General features: G+C 37.6%; 16 protein-coding genes, 4 tRNA genes and 1 riboswitch. Of the genes, 11 read left to right on the forward strand and 9 right to left on the reverse strand.

The window, feature by feature from the left end; translation table 11 throughout:
• Position 1: 1 nt before the first annotated feature.
• Both WC623_RS19270 and thrC read left to right on the forward strand, forming a co-directional pair.
• A complete protein-coding gene (locus tag WC623_RS19270; RefSeq protein ID WP_372854139.1) occupies positions 2-937 on the forward strand; it encodes a homoserine kinase in 936 nt (311 codons plus the stop codon).
• A 4-nt stretch (positions 938-941) separates the two neighbouring features.
• On the forward strand, positions 942-2,246 hold the full coding sequence (thrC, locus tag WC623_RS19275; RefSeq protein ID WP_372854141.1) for a threonine synthase: 1,305 nt from the start codon (positions 942-944) through the stop codon (positions 2,244-2,246).
• On the opposite strand, the gene WC623_RS19280 is transcribed toward thrC, so the two are convergent.
• The 7 genes from WC623_RS19280 to murQ all read right to left on the reverse strand — a co-directional run bounded on the left by WC623_RS19280 (position 2,233) and on the right by murQ (position 11,020).
• Positions 2,233-2,664, reverse strand: coding sequence for an META domain-containing protein (locus tag WC623_RS19280; protein WP_372854143.1), 432 nt, complete (start codon positions 2,662-2,664; stop codon positions 2,233-2,235). The two genes, thrC and WC623_RS19280, sit on opposite strands and share 14 nt — an antisense overlap.
• A gap of 204 nt (positions 2,665-2,868) precedes the next feature.
• Positions 2,869-3,822, reverse strand: a complete 954-nt coding sequence (metF, locus tag WC623_RS19285) for a methylenetetrahydrofolate reductase [NAD(P)H] (RefSeq protein WP_372854145.1) — start codon at positions 3,820-3,822, stop codon at positions 2,869-2,871.
• A 33-nt stretch (positions 3,823-3,855) separates the two neighbouring features.
• A complete protein-coding gene (metH, locus tag WC623_RS19290; RefSeq protein ID WP_372854147.1) occupies positions 3,856-7,515 on the reverse strand; it encodes a methionine synthase in 3,660 nt (1,219 codons plus the stop codon).
• A 116-nt stretch (positions 7,516-7,631) separates the two neighbouring features.
• Positions 7,632-7,741: riboswitch (SAM riboswitch) on the reverse strand.
• 283 nt (positions 7,742-8,024) lie between these two features.
• Positions 8,025-8,678: a hypothetical protein gene (locus tag WC623_RS19295; protein ID WP_372854149.1), complete on the reverse strand. Its 654-nt coding sequence runs from the start codon at positions 8,676-8,678 to the stop codon at positions 8,025-8,027.
• A 157-nt stretch (positions 8,679-8,835) separates the two neighbouring features.
• The gene (locus tag WC623_RS19300) at positions 8,836-9,585 is read right to left on the reverse strand and encodes a Bax inhibitor-1 family protein (RefSeq protein WP_372854151.1); all 750 of its coding nucleotides are present in this window, start codon (positions 9,583-9,585) and stop codon (positions 8,836-8,838) included.
• A gap of 50 nt (positions 9,586-9,635) precedes the next feature.
• Entirely contained in the window at positions 9,636-10,208 is a 573-nt protein-coding gene (locus WC623_RS19305) for a hypothetical protein (protein ID WP_372854153.1), read from the reverse strand.
• 8 nt (positions 10,209-10,216) lie between these two features.
• Entirely contained in the window at positions 10,217-11,020 is an 804-nt protein-coding gene (gene murQ / locus WC623_RS19310; RefSeq protein ID WP_372854155.1) for an N-acetylmuramic acid 6-phosphate etherase, read from the reverse strand.
• Between the two features lie 262 nt (positions 11,021-11,282).
• On the opposite strand from murQ, the gene WC623_RS19315 reads away from it, so the two are divergent.
• Positions 11,283-12,857: a S41 family peptidase gene (locus tag WC623_RS19315; RefSeq protein ID WP_372854157.1), complete on the forward strand. Its 1,575-nt coding sequence runs from the start codon at positions 11,283-11,285 to the stop codon at positions 12,855-12,857.
• A 15-nt stretch (positions 12,858-12,872) separates the two neighbouring features.
• On the opposite strand, the gene der is transcribed toward WC623_RS19315, so the two are convergent.
• Entirely contained in the window at positions 12,873-14,174 is a 1,302-nt protein-coding gene (gene der / locus WC623_RS19320) for a ribosome biogenesis GTPase Der (protein WP_372854159.1), read from the reverse strand.
• An 89-nt stretch (positions 14,175-14,263) separates the two neighbouring features.
• A complete protein-coding gene (gene era, locus WC623_RS19325; protein ID WP_372854161.1) occupies positions 14,264-15,139 on the reverse strand; it encodes a GTPase Era in 876 nt (291 codons plus the stop codon).
• Positions 15,140-15,250: 111 nt separating this feature from the next.
• Here era and WC623_RS19330 point away from each other — a divergent pair.
• The 8 genes from WC623_RS19330 (at position 15,251) to WC623_RS19365 (ending at position 20,451) form a co-directional block, all read left to right on the forward strand.
• Positions 15,251-15,326 (forward strand) — tRNA-Met (locus WC623_RS19330).
• A 40-nt stretch (positions 15,327-15,366) separates the two neighbouring features.
• Positions 15,367-15,438: transfer RNA gene (locus WC623_RS19335), tRNA-Glu, on the forward strand.
• A gap of 80 nt (positions 15,439-15,518) precedes the next feature.
• A tRNA-Met gene (locus WC623_RS19340) sits at positions 15,519-15,594 on the forward strand.
• A 40-nt stretch (positions 15,595-15,634) separates the two neighbouring features.
• Positions 15,635-15,706, forward strand: a tRNA-Glu gene (locus WC623_RS19345).
• A gap of 238 nt (positions 15,707-15,944) precedes the next feature.
• Positions 15,945-16,124 (forward strand): hypothetical protein, encoded by a 180-nt coding sequence (locus WC623_RS19350; RefSeq protein WP_372854163.1) that lies wholly within the window; start codon positions 15,945-15,947, stop codon positions 16,122-16,124.
• A 75-nt stretch (positions 16,125-16,199) separates the two neighbouring features.
• Positions 16,200-16,664 (forward strand): hypothetical protein, encoded by a 465-nt coding sequence (locus WC623_RS19355; protein WP_372854165.1) that lies wholly within the window; start codon positions 16,200-16,202, stop codon positions 16,662-16,664.
• A gap of 151 nt (positions 16,665-16,815) precedes the next feature.
• Entirely contained in the window at positions 16,816-17,886 is a 1,071-nt protein-coding gene (locus WC623_RS19360) for a patatin-like phospholipase family protein (RefSeq protein WP_372854167.1), read from the forward strand.
• A gap of 81 nt (positions 17,887-17,967) precedes the next feature.
• Positions 17,968-20,451, forward strand: a complete 2,484-nt coding sequence (locus tag WC623_RS19365) for a hybrid sensor histidine kinase/response regulator (protein WP_372854169.1) — start codon at positions 17,968-17,970, stop codon at positions 20,449-20,451.
• The last annotated feature ends 7 nt before the right edge of the window (positions 20,452-20,458 follow it).

Below are 20,458 nucleotides of genomic sequence, written 5' to 3' on the forward strand. Positions count from 1 at the left end.
TATGAAGAAGTCAGTAAAAGTTTTTGCCCCGGCTACAGTAGCCAACGTAGTATGCGGGTTTGATGTCCTTGGTTTTGCGGTAAATGAGCCAGGTGATGAAGTAATTATGCGACTAACCGATAAACCAGGAGTGTCTCTTTTAAAAATAACCGGTGATGAAGGCAAATTGCCTTTAAATCCAGATAAAAATACAGTAAGCGCAATCGCTAAACAATACCTTGCACATATCGGCCGGACAGAGGTTGGTGTTGAAATCGAATTGCATAAAAAGATGCCTATAGGTAGTGGATTGGGTTCTAGCTCAGCAAGTACCGTTGCAGGCTTGTTTGCAATTAATGCACTGTTTGATAGTCCTCTTACCAATATGGAATTGGTACCCTTTGCTATGAAAGGTGAGGAATTGGCTTGTGGATATGGTCATGCTGATAACGTAGCCCCGGCATTGTTAGGTGGTTTTGTTTTGGTTAGAAGTTATAGCCCTTTGGATATTGTTAGTTTGCCTTTTCCACAAGATTTGCATGCTGCCATCGTCTACCCGGAGGTTGATGTGCCAACTAAAGATGCACGTCAGATGATCCGTTCAAAAGTATTATTAAAAGATGCAGTAACACAATGGGGAAATGTTGCGGGGCTTGTTAGTGGCTTGTTTATGGGCGATTATGAATTGATTGGAAGAAGTATGACGGATGTGTTAGTTGAACCTACTCGTTCTATCTTAATCCCTGATTTTGATAGATTAAGAGAACTGGCAATGGAATCAGGAGCAATAGGTTTCGGTATCTCTGGCTCTGGACCTTCAGTATTTGCATTGACAAAGGATGCTGAAACCGCCAGACAGATTACAGGAAAACTCCAACAACATTTAAAAGGTATTGCTATTAACAGCCTAGCCTTTGTCTCTGAAGTAAATAAAAAAGGACCAATTATTTTAGATTAACCAAATGAAACTATACAGTACTAATAATCATAATTTAAGTGTAGACTTCCCTACAGCGGTATTTAACAGTATGCCTTTAGATAAAGGTTTATATATGCCCGTTCATATTCCGCAATTAGATCAGGATTTTATTGACCATATCGATCAATACAGTTTATCTGAGATTGCATTTAATGTAGCCTCTACATTGATGAAAGATACCATCCCTCTTGAAGATCTTAGAAAGATTATTGACGATGCCATCAATTTTGAAGCACCAGTAGTTGAGCTTGATTCGGAAACTTATGTGCTTGAACTTTTCCATGGCCCTTCACTAGCTTTCAAAGATTTTGGAGCAAGGTTTATGAGCCGTATCATGGCTTATTTCCTCAAGGAAAATGAAAAAACGCTTGATGTTCTGGTTGCCACTTCAGGTGATACGGGAGGTGCAGTAGCGCTTGGCTTTTTAGGTGTAGATAATACTCGTGTAACTATTCTTTATCCAAAAGGAAAAGTCAGTGAAATTCAGGAATTACAACTTTGTACAAACGGTCAAAATATTCATGCTATTGAGGTTGACGGTACTTTTGATGATTGCCAGGCATTGGTAAAACAGGCTTTTGCGGATGAAGAACTTAACAACAAACTTCGGCTTACATCAGCTAATTCAATTAACATTGCCAGACTGATTCCGCAAACGTTCTATTATTTTAATGCTTATGCACAGTTAAAAAGGCAAGGTAAAACCGATATTGTATTCTCTGTGCCAAGTGGTAATTTCGGTAATATCGGAGCAGGTTTGTTAGCGTATAAACTTGGACTACCTGTAAAACAATTTATTGCAGCAACTAATGTAAACGATACTGTTCCGCGCTTCCTGCAAAGTGGTATTTATGAGACACGCCCATCTGTGCAAACCTATGCCAATGCTATGGATGTCGGTGCGCCGAGCAACTGGGTGAGGATTATGGATTTGTTTAAGAATGATACTGCAGCATTAAAGCAAGTGGTACAAAGTGCAAGTTATACCGATGAGCAGACATTACAAGCTATAAAAGATATTAACGCACAATACAATTACATCGCTTGTCCGCATACTGCAATTGCATGGTTAGCATTAAAAGCATATCAACAAGATCATAATGGAACTGTAGGTGTATTCCTTTCAACTGCACATGCTTGTAAGTTTCCAGATATTTTCCCTGAAGATATGAAAGCTAAAATTGAAATTCCAGCACAGGTAAAAGCCCTTGAAGTAAAGGAAAAGAAGGCTACAGCAATGAATACTAGTTTCGAATCATTTAAAAACTACCTGCTTACTTCTTATTAAAGCGCATAATAGCGATATCACCCATCATAAAATTTAGGGTACTATCATTTGAAATAGAATAAGTACTTGCTTTTTTTAGCATTTCAACAAAAGTGGTCTCTCCTTCACCAGGACAGGCCATTTTTGTCATCATAAAGGGTTTTGTGAAATTAATACCAGTATCATCAGCGATCAACTGACCCGAAAATGAATTACAGCTGGTATTGCCACTAAATCTTTTTTCAGCGATATCAAACTTGATGGTTGGTTTTTTACCTGGATACAGACCATTAAATGCTATTCTTGGTCCAGAGATGTAATTCAGCTCCCAGGTTCCACCCAATTGAGATAACCCACCATTGCCAATAGATCCAGGCTTCATCGTAGTACAAGCTGTTAAAGAACTAATAATAACCGTAAATAGCACCAACCTTTTCATAATAATAAGCTTAATTCATGTGAAGGTACAAAAAGAGTACCCAAAATTAAAGTAACAAAGCTGTCGTTTTGTATGATCCACTTATAATTTGATCTTTCAAATCTTATCATATGCAAAGCGGTATAAAGCAAAAAACGTATCACGGGGGCGATACGTTTTTGTAAAATGTATTGTCGAAAGGAGTATTTCGGGTCTTATTAAAGACTAAAATACTGCCTGTGCGATTCTTTTAGTAGGCTCAGGGTTACTCATTGTATAAAAATGTAATACCGGAGCGCCAATTTCTATCAGCTCTTTACATTGTTTAATCATCAATTCTATTCCAACTTCTTTCACCTGCTTTTCATCACCGCAGCTCTGTACGGCTTCAGTAAGATCTTCAGGCAAATCTATATGAAATACCTTTGGCAAACTAATCAACTGCTTCGATGAAGTGATAGGCTTTAATCCCGGGATGATAGGTACATTGATACCATTAGCCCTGCATTGTGCTACAAAATCCACATATTTGCTGTTGTCAAAAAACATTTGGGTTACAATAAACTCGGCACCCATTTCAACCTTTTGCTTTAAGTATTTAAAATCTGTTTTTAAGTTCGGTGCTTCAAAATGCTTTTCAGGATAACCAGCTACACCAATACAGAAGTCAGTTTTAAAAGCAGAATGATCCTCATGCAGGTACTTGCCACTATTCATATCAGTAACCTGTTTCAATAGCTCAGTAGCATAAGCATGGCCACCAGGAGTAGGGATAAAAGATGAATCTGCATGGCGCGCATCACCTCTAAGTACCAACACATTGTCTATTCCCAAAAACTGTAGATCTATCAATGCATTTTCGGTTTCTTCTTTCGTAAAACCACCACAAATTAAATGAGGTACAGCATCTACTTTGTACCTATTCATAATTGCAGCACAAATTGCTACTGTACCAGGTCTTTTACGATAAGATACTTTTTCCAATAAGCCATTGTCATGCTGCTTATAAATATAATCTTCCCTATGATAAGTAACATCAATAAAAGGAGGATTAAACTCCATTAAAGGGTCAATGGCTTTATAAATTTCATCAATGCTTTTCCCTTTAACAGGAGGTAATAATTCAAATGAGAATAAGGTTTTACCCTTTGCGTTATTTATATGATCTATAATTTTCATTAGTCTATATTTGATTTTTAAAGGTTATGAAGCTTAATAGGCAAGGTTAGGACTCAGCCATCTTTCTACTTCTTCAAGTGGCATATTTTTCCTTACTGCATAATCTTCAACCTGATCTTTAGTGATTTTACCCAATCCAAAATACCTGGATTGAGGGTGAGCGAAATAAAATCCACTTACCGCTGCGGTAGGGTACATGGCATAACTTTCTGTCAGGCTTAAACCAATCTTAGCCTCAGCATCCAAAATTTCGAATAAAGTGCCTTTTTCAGTATGTTCCGGACAAGCAGGATAGCCTGGTGCAGGGCGTATACCTGAATATTCTTCTTTAATTAAAGCTTCATTATCAAGTGCCTCGTCTTTTGCATAACCCCAGTAATCTTTACGTACCAATTCGTGCATCTTTTCAGCAAAAGCCTCTGCTAGTCTATCAGCCAATGCCTTAGCCATAATGCTGTTATAATCATCGTAAACAGCTTCAAATTGCGCCACCAGTTCATCACACCCAATACCAGCAGTTAGAGCGAAACCTCCAAAATAATCAGGAATACCAGTTTCTTTCTGTGCTACAAAATCCGAAAGTGCATAATATGGTTGGTCAGCCGTTTTTTCTGCTTGCTGGCGTAAAGTATGGATCGCAACTTCTTTGTCTTCTACATTCAATATTATGTCATCACCAACTGCATTTGCCGGCCAGAAACCAATTACAGCTTTAGCAGTTAATAGTTTCTCATCAACAATCCTTTTTAACAAAGCTTTAGCATCTGCAAATAGCTTTTTGGCTTCATCACCAACAACCTTATCTTCCAGAATTCTTGGATAACTTCCACGAAGTTCCCAGGTTTGGAAAAATGGAGTCCAGTCAATATAGGGTACAAGTTCTTCTAAAGGATAATTTTCAAAAACCTTTGTTCCAGTAAATTTAGGAGCAGGAGCTACCTGAGTCGTGTCTATTTTAAAGTTATCCTTACGAGCTTCTTCAATTGTCTTAAAACGTTTATCAGAACGTTTATTTAAATGCGCTTCGCGAGCTTTATCATATTCTGCTCTGATACCGGCAATATACTCATCTCTGGTATCCTTATTCATTAATGTACTGGCTACGGTTACACTTCTGGAAGCATCCAATACATGAATTGCCGGGCCAGAATAATTTGGTGCAACTTTTACGGCCGCATGAATACGAGATGTTGTAGCGCCACCGATCATTAAAGGAATGGTAAAGCCTTCACGTTCCATTTCTTTTGCAAAGTGTACCATTTCATCCAGTGAAGGAGTAATAAGGCCACTTAAACCAATAATGTCTGCATTAATTTCTTTGGCTTTTTTGATGATATCCTGCGCAGGCACCATCACACCCATATCTACAATTTCGAAATTATTACAAGCCAGAACAACACCAACGATGTTTTTTCCAATGTCATGTACATCACCTTTTACGGTAGCCATCAATATTCTGCCTGCAGATGAATTCTGATCTTGATCAGGATTGTCTAGTTTTTCCTGTTCAATAAAAGGAAGTAAATAAGCAACTGCCTTTTTCATTACACGGGCCGACTTTACTACCTGTGGTAGAAACATCTTTCCGGCACCAAATAGGTCACCGACAATATTCATCCCGTCCATCAAAGGGCCTTCAATAACCTGAATTGGTCGTGGATATTTCTGACGAGCTTCTTCTACATCATTGTCCAGGTACTCAATAATTCCTTTTACTAGGGCATGTGATAAACGCTCCTCAACGCTACCTTTACGCCATTCCTCATCTCTTACAATTTCTTTTCCCTTAGATTTGATGGTATCAGCATATTCCACCAAACGTTCTGTTGCATCATCTCTGCGGTTAAGCAGAACATCCTCAACAAGTATCAGCAGCTCAGGTGGAATTTCCTGATAAACTTCAAGCATCCCCGCATTCACAATTCCCATATCCAGTCCGGCCTGGATGGCATGATATAAGAAGGCCGAGTGCATGGCTTCTCTAACTGTATTGTTCCCTCTAAAAGAGAAAGAAATATTCGATACACCACCACTCACTTTAGCATGAGGAAGATTTTCTTTAATCCAACGGGTCGCGTTTATAAAATCAACCGCATAATTATTATGTTCCTCTAGACCGGTTGCAACAGTAAGGATATTAGGGTCAAAAATAATATCCTGAGGAGGAAAGCCGATTTCATTGACTAATATGTTGTAAGATCTTTTACAGATCTCTATTCTTCTTTCATAATTGTCTGCCTGTCCTTTTTCATCAAAAGCCATTACAACTGCGGCAGCGCCATAAGTCATAATTTTACTGGCACTTTCTTTAAACTTTTCTTCACCCTCTTTTAAAGAGATTGAGTTCACAATCCCTTTTCCCTGCATACATTTTAATCCAGCCTCAATAACAGTCCATTTTGAAGAATCGACCATAATAGGCAGCTTAGAAATATCAGGTTCAGAAGCAATCAGGTTCAGGAACTTCGTCATTGAAGCCTCAGAGTCAATCATTCCCTCATCCATGTTTACATCGATGACTTGTGCACCACCTTCAACCTGCTGACGGGCAACGGCTAGTGCTGCTTCAAAATCCCCACCTAAAATCAGCTTAGAGAATTTTGGTGATCCGGTAATGTTTGTACGCTCACCAATATTTACAAAAATACTTTCAGGTGTAAGGGTAACGGGTTCTAAACCACTTAAGCGCATGTATGGCTCAAGTTGTGGTATTTTACGAGGCGTTACATTTTTTGCTTTTGCAGCAATACAGCCTATATGTTCAGGGGTAGTGCCACAGCAACCACCAACGATATTTACAAAGCCATGCTGAATAAAATCCCCTACCAGATGGGCGGTTTCATGAGGCATTTCATCATAAGCACCAAACTCATTTGGTAAGCCGGCATTTGGGTAAGCCGAAACATAGCAAGGTGCTTTAGCAGAAAGTTCCTCAATATGGGGCCTCATGTCTTTCGCTCCCAATGCACAGTTAAAACCTATGCTGATGGGGTCGGCATGAATTACAGAGTTAAGGAAAGCTTCAGCAGTTTGTCCGCTTAAAGTTCTTCCCGAAGCATCGGTAATCGTACCAGAGATCATAATCTCTATTTTTCTGCCAATTTCTGCTTCATACTTCTTAATAGAGAATATGGCAGCTTTGGCATTTAATGTGTCGAAAATAGTTTCAATTAACAGTAGATCAGCGCCACCATCAACTAGTCCGCGGACCTGTTGATCATAGGCATCAACGAGTTCATCAAATGTAATGGCTCTGAAGCCAGGGTCATTTACATCTGGAGAGATCGACAAAGTTCTGTTGGTGGGCCCTACGGCACCGGCAACAAAGCATTTCCGGTCTGGGCTTGCCGCCATAAATTCATTTACAGCTTCTTTGGCAATTTTTGCCCCTTCAAAACTCATCTCATAGTCCAACTCTTCCATCTGGTAATCGGCCAGAGAAATACGTTGGGTACTAAAAGTGTTGGTCTCAATGATATCAGTACCGGCTTTTAAGTATTCGGTATGTATCTCTTTGATGATGTCGGGACGTGTTAAATTTAATAAGTCATTGTTCCCTTTTACATCACATGGGTGATTTTTGAAGCGTTCGCCTCTAAAATCTTCTTCAGTTAAAACATAACGCTGAATCATAGTGCCCATTGCACCGTCGATAATTAGGATACGTTTTTCTAATTCTTCTCTAATGTTCATTTAAAAAAAATCATATGAGCAGGTAATAAGCTATTTTTGATAGAGGCGAAGGCCTAAACAAGTGCCGAACTCATTACATACAAAGCTTATTCGGAATTCTGGGTTGTGACGAATTCAACTTATCTTTCGGGAATTGGTTGTCCAATTCCAGTAGAATTTAGCACCTTGTAAGCACAGGTTGCCAAGACTTCGTAGGGTCTAATCCCTCCGTCTTTCTCTATAAGCATTACAAAGGTGCAACAAAGAACAATCATTTCCAAAAAAACAGAGGCTAAAGCATATAAAATTGTATGAAACCCTTCTTTTTTATCTAAAAATAGAATTATATTCTGTGAGTCAATGATTTACTAGGCTTATAAGACTGTGGTTTTTAATTGATTCCAGTTTAGTCAAATATTGCTTTTTTATTGGTCTGAGCAAAAGGATAGCAAAACAATAGCAAAAGGATAGCAAAAGAATAGCAAAAGAAAACCCAAGTAAGAATGTCAATTTTACTCGGTTGATTTAGACTAGAACCGATTGTAAACTCTGGTTACATATAAATTCCGGGTGTTTCCTTTAATGGATTTTATTTTGCCTCGTAAAGATGCATTATCAAAAGAGTTGTACCAGCTTATCTTTATTGGCCCAACAGATTTTAATGTTCCTTTAGTTTCATGAACATCAAAACTATTGTTGTACTTGATATCAATATTACCAATAGATTTTAGCGTGCCTTTAACGTCATATATGTCAAAACTGTTATTGTATTTGACGTCCATTTTTCCAATAGACTTTAATCTGCCTTTTTTGTCATGAATGTCAAAAGAGCTATAATAGTCGAATTCAATCCCATCAATTGATTTTATTTTTCCCGCTTTATCTTTGTCGAAATTATCAAAGTAAGTGACGTTTAAATTGCCCAGATTCTTTGATCCATGAACAGGATTGTCATCGAAGTCATCCCACTGGTTTGACCTGCTTCGCTTTAGCGGCTGAATGAATGAGATTTGTCCCTCTGGGCTTATACCGATATAAAATGTGTTAAAAGTCAGTTCAATTTCCTGAATCTCGTTTTTATAATCTTCAATAGTAAATTTAGCGCTGACAAATTCCTGTGCTTTGACAGTAGAGAAGCCAATGCAAAGCATTAAGGTTGCAACAAGCAGTTTTTTATGATTCATTTGGTATGTGTTTTAATGGCAGGGACCTATTCCTGCCTTGACTAATTTAACCGTTTTTTAGCTTGTGAATACAATACTTGTGTAATGATTTGGATAGAATGAAATAAGCCCCTTGATGTTTAAATCAAGGGGCTTATCTTTTATAAGTTTTGAAGAATTATCTTCTGTCTCCAAATATTCTTAATAAGTAAAGGAAGATGTTTAAGAAGTCAAGATATAGTGACAAAGCACCCATGATCGCTAATTTTTTAGAATCAGTATCTTGCATTGTAGCACCACTTTCTTCTAAGCCAGCTCCTATTCTTTTTAATTTCTGAACATCATATGCAGTTAAAGCGGTAAAAATAGCAATACCGATAAAAGCCATGAACAAGCTAAAGTTTTCACTTTGAATGAACATGTTTACTACACTTGCAATAACTAAACCTACTACGCCAATCATCAGGATTGGGCCAAATTTGCTTAGATCAATGTTAGTCGTATAACCCATAACAGCCATGATACCAAAGATACCGGCTGCGCCAATAAAACAGCTCATGATAGAGCTTGAAGTATAAGCAAGTAGAATAAAGCTTAAACTAACTCCGGTTAATACTGAATATAAAATAAATACTCCAAGCAATGCCCCGAAAGAAAGACGGTTCATGCCTGCACTCATTAGTAAAACCAAACCAAGAGGAGCAAGCATCGCTACCCAGCCTAATAATCCCATTTTACCTGTTTCCTGATTAATCAGATAGCTCATCATTTCGGGAGTGCTAGCCATATAGTAAGCTGCCAGACTTGATAATGTTAATGCTACGAACATCCATAAGAACACGTTAGCAAAGAATTTTTTGGCTACTTTACCTGTAATATCTTCTACAAAAACAGACTGCTGCGACCAGTTTTGATTGTTGTTATCCATTTGTTTTAATTTTTATTTTAAATGTACTAATTGTTTTATTTATACAAAAGCTATGCCCCCAGGCGTTTTGTCAGGATTTCTTCAATTTTTTTAAAGAATTGAAGTGGTTTTAAGGTACGCCATGCCAAATCGTCAAGTTGTCCACCAAAATTGATATAGTAATCAATGTTGTTGTGTTTAAATTCTCTGATTACATGTTCCTGAAAGTTAATGCCCGTAATCCAGCCGTCTTCAACCTCTTGAAACCATTCCTCATAATAACTATCCTCTTCAGATGAGTGGAAATTCAATACGTTTTCGCCAATCAATATAAATTTATTGATGCCTTCATCCATCATCATTTCCAGAATTTCGCGTTTTAACAGCATAATGTCATTGCCAATGGCATCATTCCATTCACCCATAAATTCAATTATAGCATAATTTCTATCGTAATCAACATACAATACTTTTAAATACAGGGTTCCAGATCCAAAGTCATCCCATTGGGGATGAATAAGGTAGTTGTACATCTGTTTATCGAAATAAAACTCTGAGTATTCTGTATTGTAAAAAGGGGAACGTTCATCTTCAGCTGCAATGTAATCATCGCGCCAAAGATAGAAAGGTTCTATTTCATGCATATCTTTTATTATTTACCAGCTTCTACAGCTTTACGTACACTGCCATAACGAAGCAACAGGTCGGCAGCCTGATCATGGTCAATATTTAATTCAGCCATAACCATTTGAGTTCCGCGGTCAACAAGCTTATGATTGGTCAGCTGCATGTCAACCATTCTATTGCCTTTTACTTTGCCCAATCTGATCATTACAGTCGTGCTCAGCATATTTAAAACTAGTTTTTGTGCTGTCCCTGATTTCATACGAGTTGATCCCGTTAAAAACTCAGGGCCAACAACCACTTCTACTGGGTAGGTACTTTCAGCGGCAATCGGACCGCCTTCATTACAAACAATACAACCTGTAAGCACACCATGTTTGTTAGCTGTGTTTAATCCCCCAACTACATAAGGAGTTGTGCCTGATGCAGCAAGACCAACAACACAGTCTTTTTCATTGATGTCATATTCCTGTAAATCAATCCAGGCTTGCTCGGAATCATCTTCTGCATTTTCAACAGCTTTTCTGATCGCCGTATCCCCACCAGCAATAATACCCACTACCTGATCAAATGGAACACCAAAGGTTGGAGGACATTCAGATGCGTCTACAACACCAAGCCGGCCGCTTGTGCCCGCACCGATATAAAATAGCCTTCCGCCTTTTTTCATTCGCTCTGCCACAGCATCGGCCAATTTTTCAATTTGCGGAAGTACTTTTTCTACTGCAAGAGGAACAAGTTTATCCTCCTGATTTATGCCTTTCAGAATCTCCATCACCGACATTTGGTCAATGTCATGATGTTTAGATTCTTGCTCGGTTACTCTAATCATATTCTTTCTTTCTACGTGTAAGGCTGTCGGGAGGCATTCAGTATTATTTACTACCCGAATAAAAAATATTGGTTGAAAAATGAATCTATAAAAATCGGCATTTTATTGATAAAGAAGAAATATAAGCGAAAAAACACTGCAATACTTTTCCGATTTACTGCTTTTTGGAATAAAAGATAAAAAATGATAAACTTTTAAAAATGAATGTGGTTTCTTTTATTAATTAACTAGGTTATTTCATAACTTTACAGTGCATTTAGCCATGAAGAAGAACACCCGTACCAATCTTTTAATTGCCCTCACTTATTCGGTTACATTAATAGGTGGGATGTTTTTTGGCTATAAGTTTTTAAAGGATCAGGGTTTTCAACTCAGTAAACCTGTTCAGCTAGCGAATAACCACACAGAAAAAGTGGATGAAATCATTCATATCATCAATAAAAAGTATGTTGACGATGTTAATGCAGATTCCCTTCAACATTTACCCATAGATAGTCTGTTACATAAGCTTGATCCACACAGCGTGTATTTGCCTCCAACCGAAGCGAATCAAATGTCTGAGAATCTTGAAGGGAATTTTGAGGGTATTGGCATCGAATATTATATCTTGAATGATACTTTGTTAGTTACAAATGTGGTAAAGGATGGTCCGGCATTTATGGCGGGAATTCGTAGAGGCGATAAAATATTAAAGATTGATACTGTTACAGTAAGTGGTAAATCATTACCCAGAGAACAGATGATTGGCCGGATAAGAGGTAAAAAGGGTACTGCAGTAAAGTTAACTATCCTTCATGCTAAAGACGCTCAACAAGTTATCTTCCTGGTAAATCGTAACCGGGTAAAGGTAAGTAGTATAGATGCCGCTTATTTGCTGAATCCGGAAACTGCCTATATCAGGATTAGTAAGTTTGGTGCAGATACGGACAAGGACTTTATAGAGGCTATACGTGCTCTTAAATCTAAGGGTATGAAGAAGATGATACTGGATTTGAGAGACAATGGAGGGGGGTATCTGAGCGCTGCTACAGGGCTTGCCAATCAGATTTTGCAGGAAAATAAGCTAATTGTATATACGGAAGGTAAGCACGAACCTCGAACAGATTATATGTCATCGGGCGGGGGAGAGTTTGAGCAGGGGAAACTCGCCGTTTTAATCAATGAAAATTCAGCTTCCGCCAGTGAGATTCTGGCAGGTGCAGTGCAGGATTGGGGCAGAGGGGTAATTATTGGCCGTCGTTCTTTTGGAAAGGGCTTAGTACAGGAACAGTTTCCTTTTGGAGATGGTTCCGCTTTGAATTTAACCATAGCAAGGTATTACACGCCTAAAGGTAGAAGTATTCAGAAATCATATAAAAACGGATATACAGCTTATAAAAATGAGATTGATGATCGGTTTAATGATGGGGAGTTAACTGCTGATAAGACTTTAAAAGATAGTTTGAAAAATAAAAGTGTAGCCCAAGGCGGAATACGTCCAGATATCTATGTTAGGATTGACACCATTGGTTATAATAGGTTTTATAATAAACTAATCACTAAAAAGGTTTTGTTTGATTTTGTTTATGATGTACTGGGTCGCAGATATGAAGCAGAAGACCTAGATCAGAATGTCGCTACATTTTCGATCAGTGATAATGACTATAAAGATTTATTGCGGTATATTCAGAATAGGAATATAGTAATTGATCAAAGACAGCTTATGGCTTCCAAAGCATTGATTTATAATGATGTAAAACTGCTCTTGTACAAATATCACCTAGGTGATGCCGGTTATTATAGGGCATTAAACCTAAGTGATAATGTGGTGAAGCAGGCTGTTGCCAGTTTGCAATAAAAGCTTTTCTTACTACTACTTCTGTCTGAAATAGATTTGAATTGGTACTCCGCTAAAATCGAAGTTCTCACGTAGTTTATTCTCAATAAAACGCTTGTAAGGTTCTTTTATATATTGAGGGAGGTTACAGAAAAATGCGAACATTGGTGATGTGCCATTGATTTGAGTGATGTATTTGATTTTGATATACTTTCCTTTTGTCGCAGGAGGTGGGTATTTTTCAATAATCGGTAACATTACATCATTTAATTTTGATGTAGGGATTTTCTTACCTCTGTTTTTATATACATCTAATGCTGTCTCAACGGCCTGGAAGATACGTTGCTTATTCAATGCAGAAGTGAATATGATTGGGATATCTGTGAAAGGCTGGAGTTTGTGACGGATCTGATCTTCAAAAACATTTGAAGTCTTACTGTTTTTCTCTACTAAATCCCATTTGTTTACCAATACAACAATACCTTTTTTGTTTTTCTCAGCAAGGTGGAAGATGTTTACATCTTGTGATTCCAAACCTTCCATCGCATCAACCATTAAGATCACAACATCGGCTTCTTCCAGCGCCTTAATAGTACGCATTACAGAGTAAAATTCAATGTTTTCTTTTACCTTGGTTTTTTTACGTAAACCAGCAGTATCAATAAACATAAATTCGTGACCGAATTGATTGTAATGTATATGTATTGAGTCTCTTGTGGTGCCGGCAATAGGCGTTACGATATTTCTTTCTTTACCCATTAGGGCATTGATCAGTGAAGATTTTCCAACATTTGGTCTACCTACTATAGTTAACTTAGGTAAAGTGTTTTCTTCTTCAGGAACATCTTCAAAATGTTTGATTACCTCATCTAGCAAGTCGCCTGTTCCAGAGCCTGTCATAGAAGAAATCGGGTGAATCTCTCCAAGACCAAAACTGTAAAATACTGCAGCATCATTTTGTAACTGAGTATTATCTACTTTGTTAACTACAATGAATACCGGTTTTTTACTACGTCTAAGTAATTGAGCAATTTCATCATCCAGATCGGTAATGCCCGTAGTTACGTCAACCATAAAAAGAAGAACTGTAGCTTCTTCAATGGCAATAACAACTTGCTCACGGATAGCTGCTTCAAAAACATCTTCTGAATTTGCTACATAACCACCAGTGTCAATAACAGTAAACTGTTTGTCAGTCCACTCCGCTAAGCCATAATGACGGTCGCGCGTTACCCCGCTGAAATCATCAACAATAGCTTTACGACTCTCGGTTAAGCGGTTAAAAAGGGTAGACTTGCCTACGTTAGGTCTTCCAACAATTGCAATAATATTTGCCATGGGTGTTTTATACGAATAATTTAAAGGCCACAAAGATACATAATCCCTGTGGAAATGATGGGTTTTACTTTGTTTTTTGTGTAGGAACGTTACTCGTAGCCGAAGCTTTTTAAGTAATTCTTTTTACTACGCCAGTCAGGAATAACTTTTACAAAAGTTTCCAGGAAGACTTTTTGATCAAGGAATTTCTCAATGTCTTTACGTGCTTCAGTACCTACTTTTTTCAAACTTGCACCGGCTTTACCGATCAGAATGTTTTTTTGAGAGTCACGTTCTACGATAATTTCAGCACTGATACGGGTGATAGTTTCTTCTTCTTTATAAGAAGTAATGATCACCTCAGTACTATATGGGATTTCTTTCTGATAGTTATTGAAGATTTTCTCACGGATGATTTCAGATACAAAAAACCTTTGATTACGATCTGTAAGATCTTCTTTATCATAAAATGGGGCGTGTTCAGGTAAAAAATCCAAAACAGTATTCATAATCCCATCCAGGTTATACTGGTGAAGTGCCGAGATGGCATAGATATGTTTAGGGTTTAACTTTTCCTGCCAGTAAGCGATTTTTTCGTCTACTTGCTCCTGAGTTGCATTATCGATCTTATTAATAAGCACAATCATCGGAATGGTTGTGTTGATTATTTTTTCGAGTACATCATTCTCATCATGTTGTTCATTAATGTCTGTAACAAACAAGATCAGGTCAGCATCAGTAAGTGCTCCTTTTACTGAACTCATCATTGAATCTTGCAATCCATAACGAGGTTTTATGATGCCGGGCGTGTCCGAAAAAACAATTTGATAGCTTTCTTCGTTCACAATTCCTAAAATGCGGTGACGTGTAGTCTGCGCTTTTGGAGTTATAATAGAAAGCTTTTCGCCCACCAGAGCGTTCATTAGGGTAGATTTGCCCACATTGGGCTTACCGATGATACTTACAAATCCTGCTTTATGTGACATTAAAATATATTTTGAAATAAATTTGGACTACAAAGAAACGAATTATATCTTTGCATTCCAATTCGGAAGAAGAGTTAAGGATTTAACAAACACTAACGAAATTGTATATAGTGCGGGGTGGAGCAGTTGGTAGCTCGTCGGGCTCATAACCCGAAGGTCATCAGTTCGAGTCTGGTCCCCGCTACCAAAGTAATGCATAAGCAGTAATGTGAGTCGCTTTACAAAATGGCCCGTTCGTCTAGGGGTGAGGACGCCAGATTTTCATTCTGGAAACAGGGGTTCGATTCCCCTACGGGCTACATAACCGCTTTATAAAAAGTTGAGCGGTTTTTTTATGCTGATAAAGCATTTGTCGGATGGATTTCCGAAAACAATATAGTGCGGGGTGGAGCAGTTGGTAGCTCGTCGGGCTCATAACCCGAAGGTCATCAGTTCGAGTCTGGTCCCCGCTACCAAAGTAAGGCATAAGCAGTAATGTGAGTCGCTTTACAAAATGGCCCGTTCGTCTAGGGGTGAGGACGCCAGATTTTCATTCTGGAAACAGGGGTTCGATTCCCCTACGGGCTACAAATCCCGCTTTACGATAAGTAGAGCGGGATTTTTTATAAAGTAATCATCATGATGCGGTTAACCAATTTGTTGGATTGGATATATAAAATTACAAGTGCTCCAATTGAAGCAGTTTTACCTGTTCCAATATCAACTTTATTCTTTCTGGTTTTCCTAGGGTCAATTCTTGTCTTTACAAAAAAGCTTTCCAGTAAAACAATTTAAGAGATAAGCTGTTAAACCTTAAAATTGTGTTATGAATAAATTCTTTAGAGCTATCATTGCTGGCTGGGGTGCTAAGAAACTAGGAGGAGGTTGTTTATCCACAATCATTATTTTTATTGTGATCTATACGCTATTAGGGAAGTGCAATCAAGATACAAAGGCAGCACCTGCACAACACAAGCAGATTGTTCCTGTTGGGGTTCATAGATAAAGATGATTGTTTTCATAAATTAGTATATTGAACTTTATTAATCCATTATTTTTACCCTTTAATTTACTTAAACAGATGAAAAATCCAGGTCTTTATTTATCATTCCTAGCATTACCTTTATTGTTTAGTTGCAATCAGACAGAGCAAAAAAGTGCTGAACTAAAAGATAGCGCAATTCATAAAGAGTGCTTTATATCTATTGATGGAAAAGATACAGCAAATTTAGAGCTCGAAACATTTGAAGGAGGTAAAATTACTGGCAATTTATTGATCAATTATATAGATAAAGGTAAAAATGAAGGTGTAGTTGCGGGAGCCTATAAAGGGGACACCCTATTTGTAGACTTTACTTTTAAAATTGGTACAGAAAATAAGACTATGTATAAAAACCCATTGGCTTTTTTAAAAAAAGATGGTAAGCTCATTCTTGGTGTCGGACAAATTGAAACAAGCATGGGAAAATCCTATTTTGTAAAGGGAAAACCCATTGATTTCGAGAAAGGAAGATTCACATTTGACTCAACTGTTTGTAAAGAATAAAAAAGCTACAGAACATCTAATAATATACGGTTAATCATTAATGCCGTTGATCACACTGCCGGCGATTTGCCTCAAAGGGAAAAAACAGGGAGATCAACGGTATTATTATATCTGAAGAAAACCTATATTTACCGCCAAGCCCATTGGTGTTATGAAGAAAATCCTATCAATAGACGGTGGTGGAATAAGAGGAATTATTCCCGGAATGATTTTAGTTGCTCTTGAAGAGAAGTTAAAGCGGGTGAGTAAAGATCCAGATGCAGCGATTGTTGATTATTTTGATTTTTTTGCTGGTACCAGTACGGGAGGTATTCTTACCTGTTTATTATTATGTCCTTCAGAATCTGATCCGACCCGACCACGTTTCTCTGCAAAAGCTGCTTTAGATCTATATCTGCAACATGGAAACGAGATTTTTAAAATGAGTTTCTTTAAAAGAATCAGGGCAAAATTCGGACTTGCAGGTGAGCGTTATAACAGTGCAATTTTTGAAGGCGTTCTGAACAATTATTTCGGTGATACCAAACTTAGTGAGCTTATTAAGCCTTGCATCATCAGTGCATATAATATTGAGCTTAGGAAAACACATTTTTTTAGACAACAATCGGCTATTGCCAGAGGCGATGCAAGGGATTTTTATTTAAGAGATGTTTGTCGGGCTACATCTGCTGCACCTACCTATTTTAGTGTTGCAGAAATCCATTCTATTGCCAATGTACGTTATCCTTTACTTGATGGAGGTGTCTTTGCAACTAATCCTGCACTTAGTGGTTTGATAGAAGTTACCCGGGCTTTTAACCAAACCCGTATTAACGATATATTTTTAGTGTCTTTAGGTACCGGAAGATCTAGAAGATCATATGATTATGAGCACTTTAAAAAAAGTAGCGCTATGGCTATTGTACCTGCAATCCTGGATATTATGATGAGTGGTGTTGCTGAAACCAGTGATTTTTTTCTGCAACAGCTGTTTCGGTCTGCTGGAAGGATAGAAAATTATATCCGGGTAGAGCCTAATAGTCTGGAAAGTATTAAGGAAGGTCTTGATGCGGCCAGCGCATCGAACATCGAAAAATTAATGGCGTTGGGAGATAGAACAGTTAGTGAGAATGATTCGCGTATTACAGAGCTTGCAAGATTGCTGGTTGAAGAAAAGAAACATGGTTCAACTAAAAAAACATGGGACTTCTTAAAAGCTGTAAGGTCTTTAGGTTCCTTATAACCTATTATATTTTAGCATATTTTTTGTTTTTATAGTAATGCGGTATTAAACTGTAATTATTACCGTTTTTAATTAATAAACATGAGTATTGAACCCCAGAAAAGTTTTTTTAAGGCTGTAAAAGGAAAGATTATTATTGCTTTGCTATTGGCTTGCTGTGCCTTGTTTATGGCTTGGGGAGTAAGCAAGGTCGCTTTTAAAGAAATGTTGACCACGGTGGAGAATATTAATGCTCCAAGTGAAAGATTGAGAGTGGTAAATGCAATTTCAAGGAAAATAAGCAGTCTTGATCAATTGCAAAAAAAACAGGCTTTTAATGACCCAGGGAATTATAGTAAACTGTTTAAAGAGTCTGGACAATTGAGATTGGTGCTGGATACTTTGGCGGGCTTATATGCTACTGATTCTTTACAGCTCGAACGTATTCTGACTATTAAAAAACTCTTGCGAGAAAGAGACAAGCAATTTATAAACTATCTCAAAGTAAGAGAGCGCCTGATAAATAATAAGTCGTTTTCTTCCCAGGTTAAGAGCCTGAGTGCAATGGTGGCTAAAGGTTCAGAACAAGGTGATAGCACTATTGTTGCAACAGAACTGAAAACCTCTACAACAACTGTTTATCCAACAGAAGAGCAGGAACGGCAGAAAGGCTTTTTCAGCAGGTTATTTGGCAGGAAGAAAAATAATGAAGATAATTCATTAAAAATTATAAACGAAGAAAGGGTTAAAAGGGACACTATTGCTTTGTCGGCCGAAGACCGGATGACCAGAAACCTGGAACAATCATTAAAGGAAATTGAAAAGGAGCAGCGACTTAAAAATGAAAGTTTCCTAACCAGAGAAGCTATTTTAACCAATGCAAATAACCTTCTGGTAAGTCAGATGTTGGATGTTTTAAGAAAGGTAGAAAGCGAAGTGGTGGCGCAGATTGAACTCAATGGAATCCAAGCTAAAAATGTTGTTAATACAGGTATCAACACGATTAGTATTATTATGCTGGTGTTTTTCTTTTTGACGGTTTTGCTATTGTATTTCATTTTAACAGATATTACCCAAAGTAATAAATACAGGGTAGAGCTGGAAGCTGCAAAAGATGAAGCGGAATATCATGGTATGGCAAAACAAAGGTTTCTCTCAAATATGAGCCATGAAATCAGGACACCTTTGCAGTCTATTATTGGCTATTCTGAGATCATTAAAAATGAAGTGTCTCCTCAAAAAAAAGATATAGATGCAATCTATAATTCATCCACACACTTATTGCAAATTGTAAATGAAGTGCTGGATTACAATCGGATTATTTCAGGTAAATTTACTTTTACAGATAAGGCCTTCGATATTATAAAACTGCTGAATGAAGTAGTTTCGGTAATGAGGCAACAGGCTGAAAAAAAGTCCCTTGAACTAAATACAGAATTTGATCTACCAAGCTTGAATTATGTTGAAGGTGATCCATTCAGGCTAAAACAAATCTTATATAACCTTTTAGGAAATGCAATAAAATTCACCAATAAAGGGGGCGTTAAGTTATCTGCTTTTTACAAAAGACAAGGTGAACTTCTTCACTTTACTTTTATGGTCAAGGATACTGGTATAGGGCTTACTGAAGTTGAAAGCCAACAGATATTTAATGAGTTTGAGCAGGTGAATTCCTTGGAAAATGAAGAGTTGAATAAGGCTGGAGCAGGATTGGGGTTAACCATTATCAAATCGCTTATTGAACAGCAAGGGGGGAGGGTTTATGTTAAGAGTAAGAAAGATGAAGGCAGTGTTTTTACGGTTTATCTGACTTTTAAGGTTGCTGCTGCACCTCAAGATGAAAATACTACAGAGGCATTGCGTGCATATAATGGACAGGTTTGGGTTGTGGATGATGATCAGTTAATTCTTGATTTGTGTGAAATCATTTTTAAAAAGAATGGAATTGACTGCAGGTTGTTCAGTTCTCCATCACAACTCTTGGCAGCAGAATGGAATAATAAGGTAAAATATGTGCTTATGGATATGCGTATGCCGGAAATGAATGGCATCGCATTATGCGGCTTGTTGAGAAAAAGGGTAGGGGCAGATGTAATGATATTTGCTATTACAGCTCAGGTTTTGCCAGATGAACGAGAATTGCTTCTAACCAGTGGCTTTGATGGTCTTTTAATGAAGCCATTTAAAGAAAAAGAACTCTTGTCTGTATTTACAGAAATACAGGATTTAATAGAAGATCAAGATGAAGATAAGAAGTTTATTGATCTTGATTTGAGTAATTTGAAAAAGATGACTTTCGGTGATGAAGAACAACTGCAGCGTGTGCTTTTAAGATTTACAGAAGATAGCATGAACGACACCAGCGAGATTCAGGAAGCATTGATGAGTAATAAACAAGATCAGGTAAGGTTGCTTGTACATAGAATGGCTGGAAGAATAGCTCAGGTTGGCTCGAAAAGTCTTGCGGCATCATTTAGGCAGATGGAGATAGATGTTGCTGCAGAGGGACTGGATGAGGCTAAAAAGAATGGAATTAGGCAGCTTTTACAACAGCTGGACTTACTGCTAAAACAATTGAAGCAATAATTAGAAA

The organism is Pedobacter sp. (genome assembly GCF_041645105.1).
Taxonomy (GTDB): domain Bacteria; phylum Bacteroidota; class Bacteroidia; order Sphingobacteriales; family Sphingobacteriaceae; genus Pedobacter.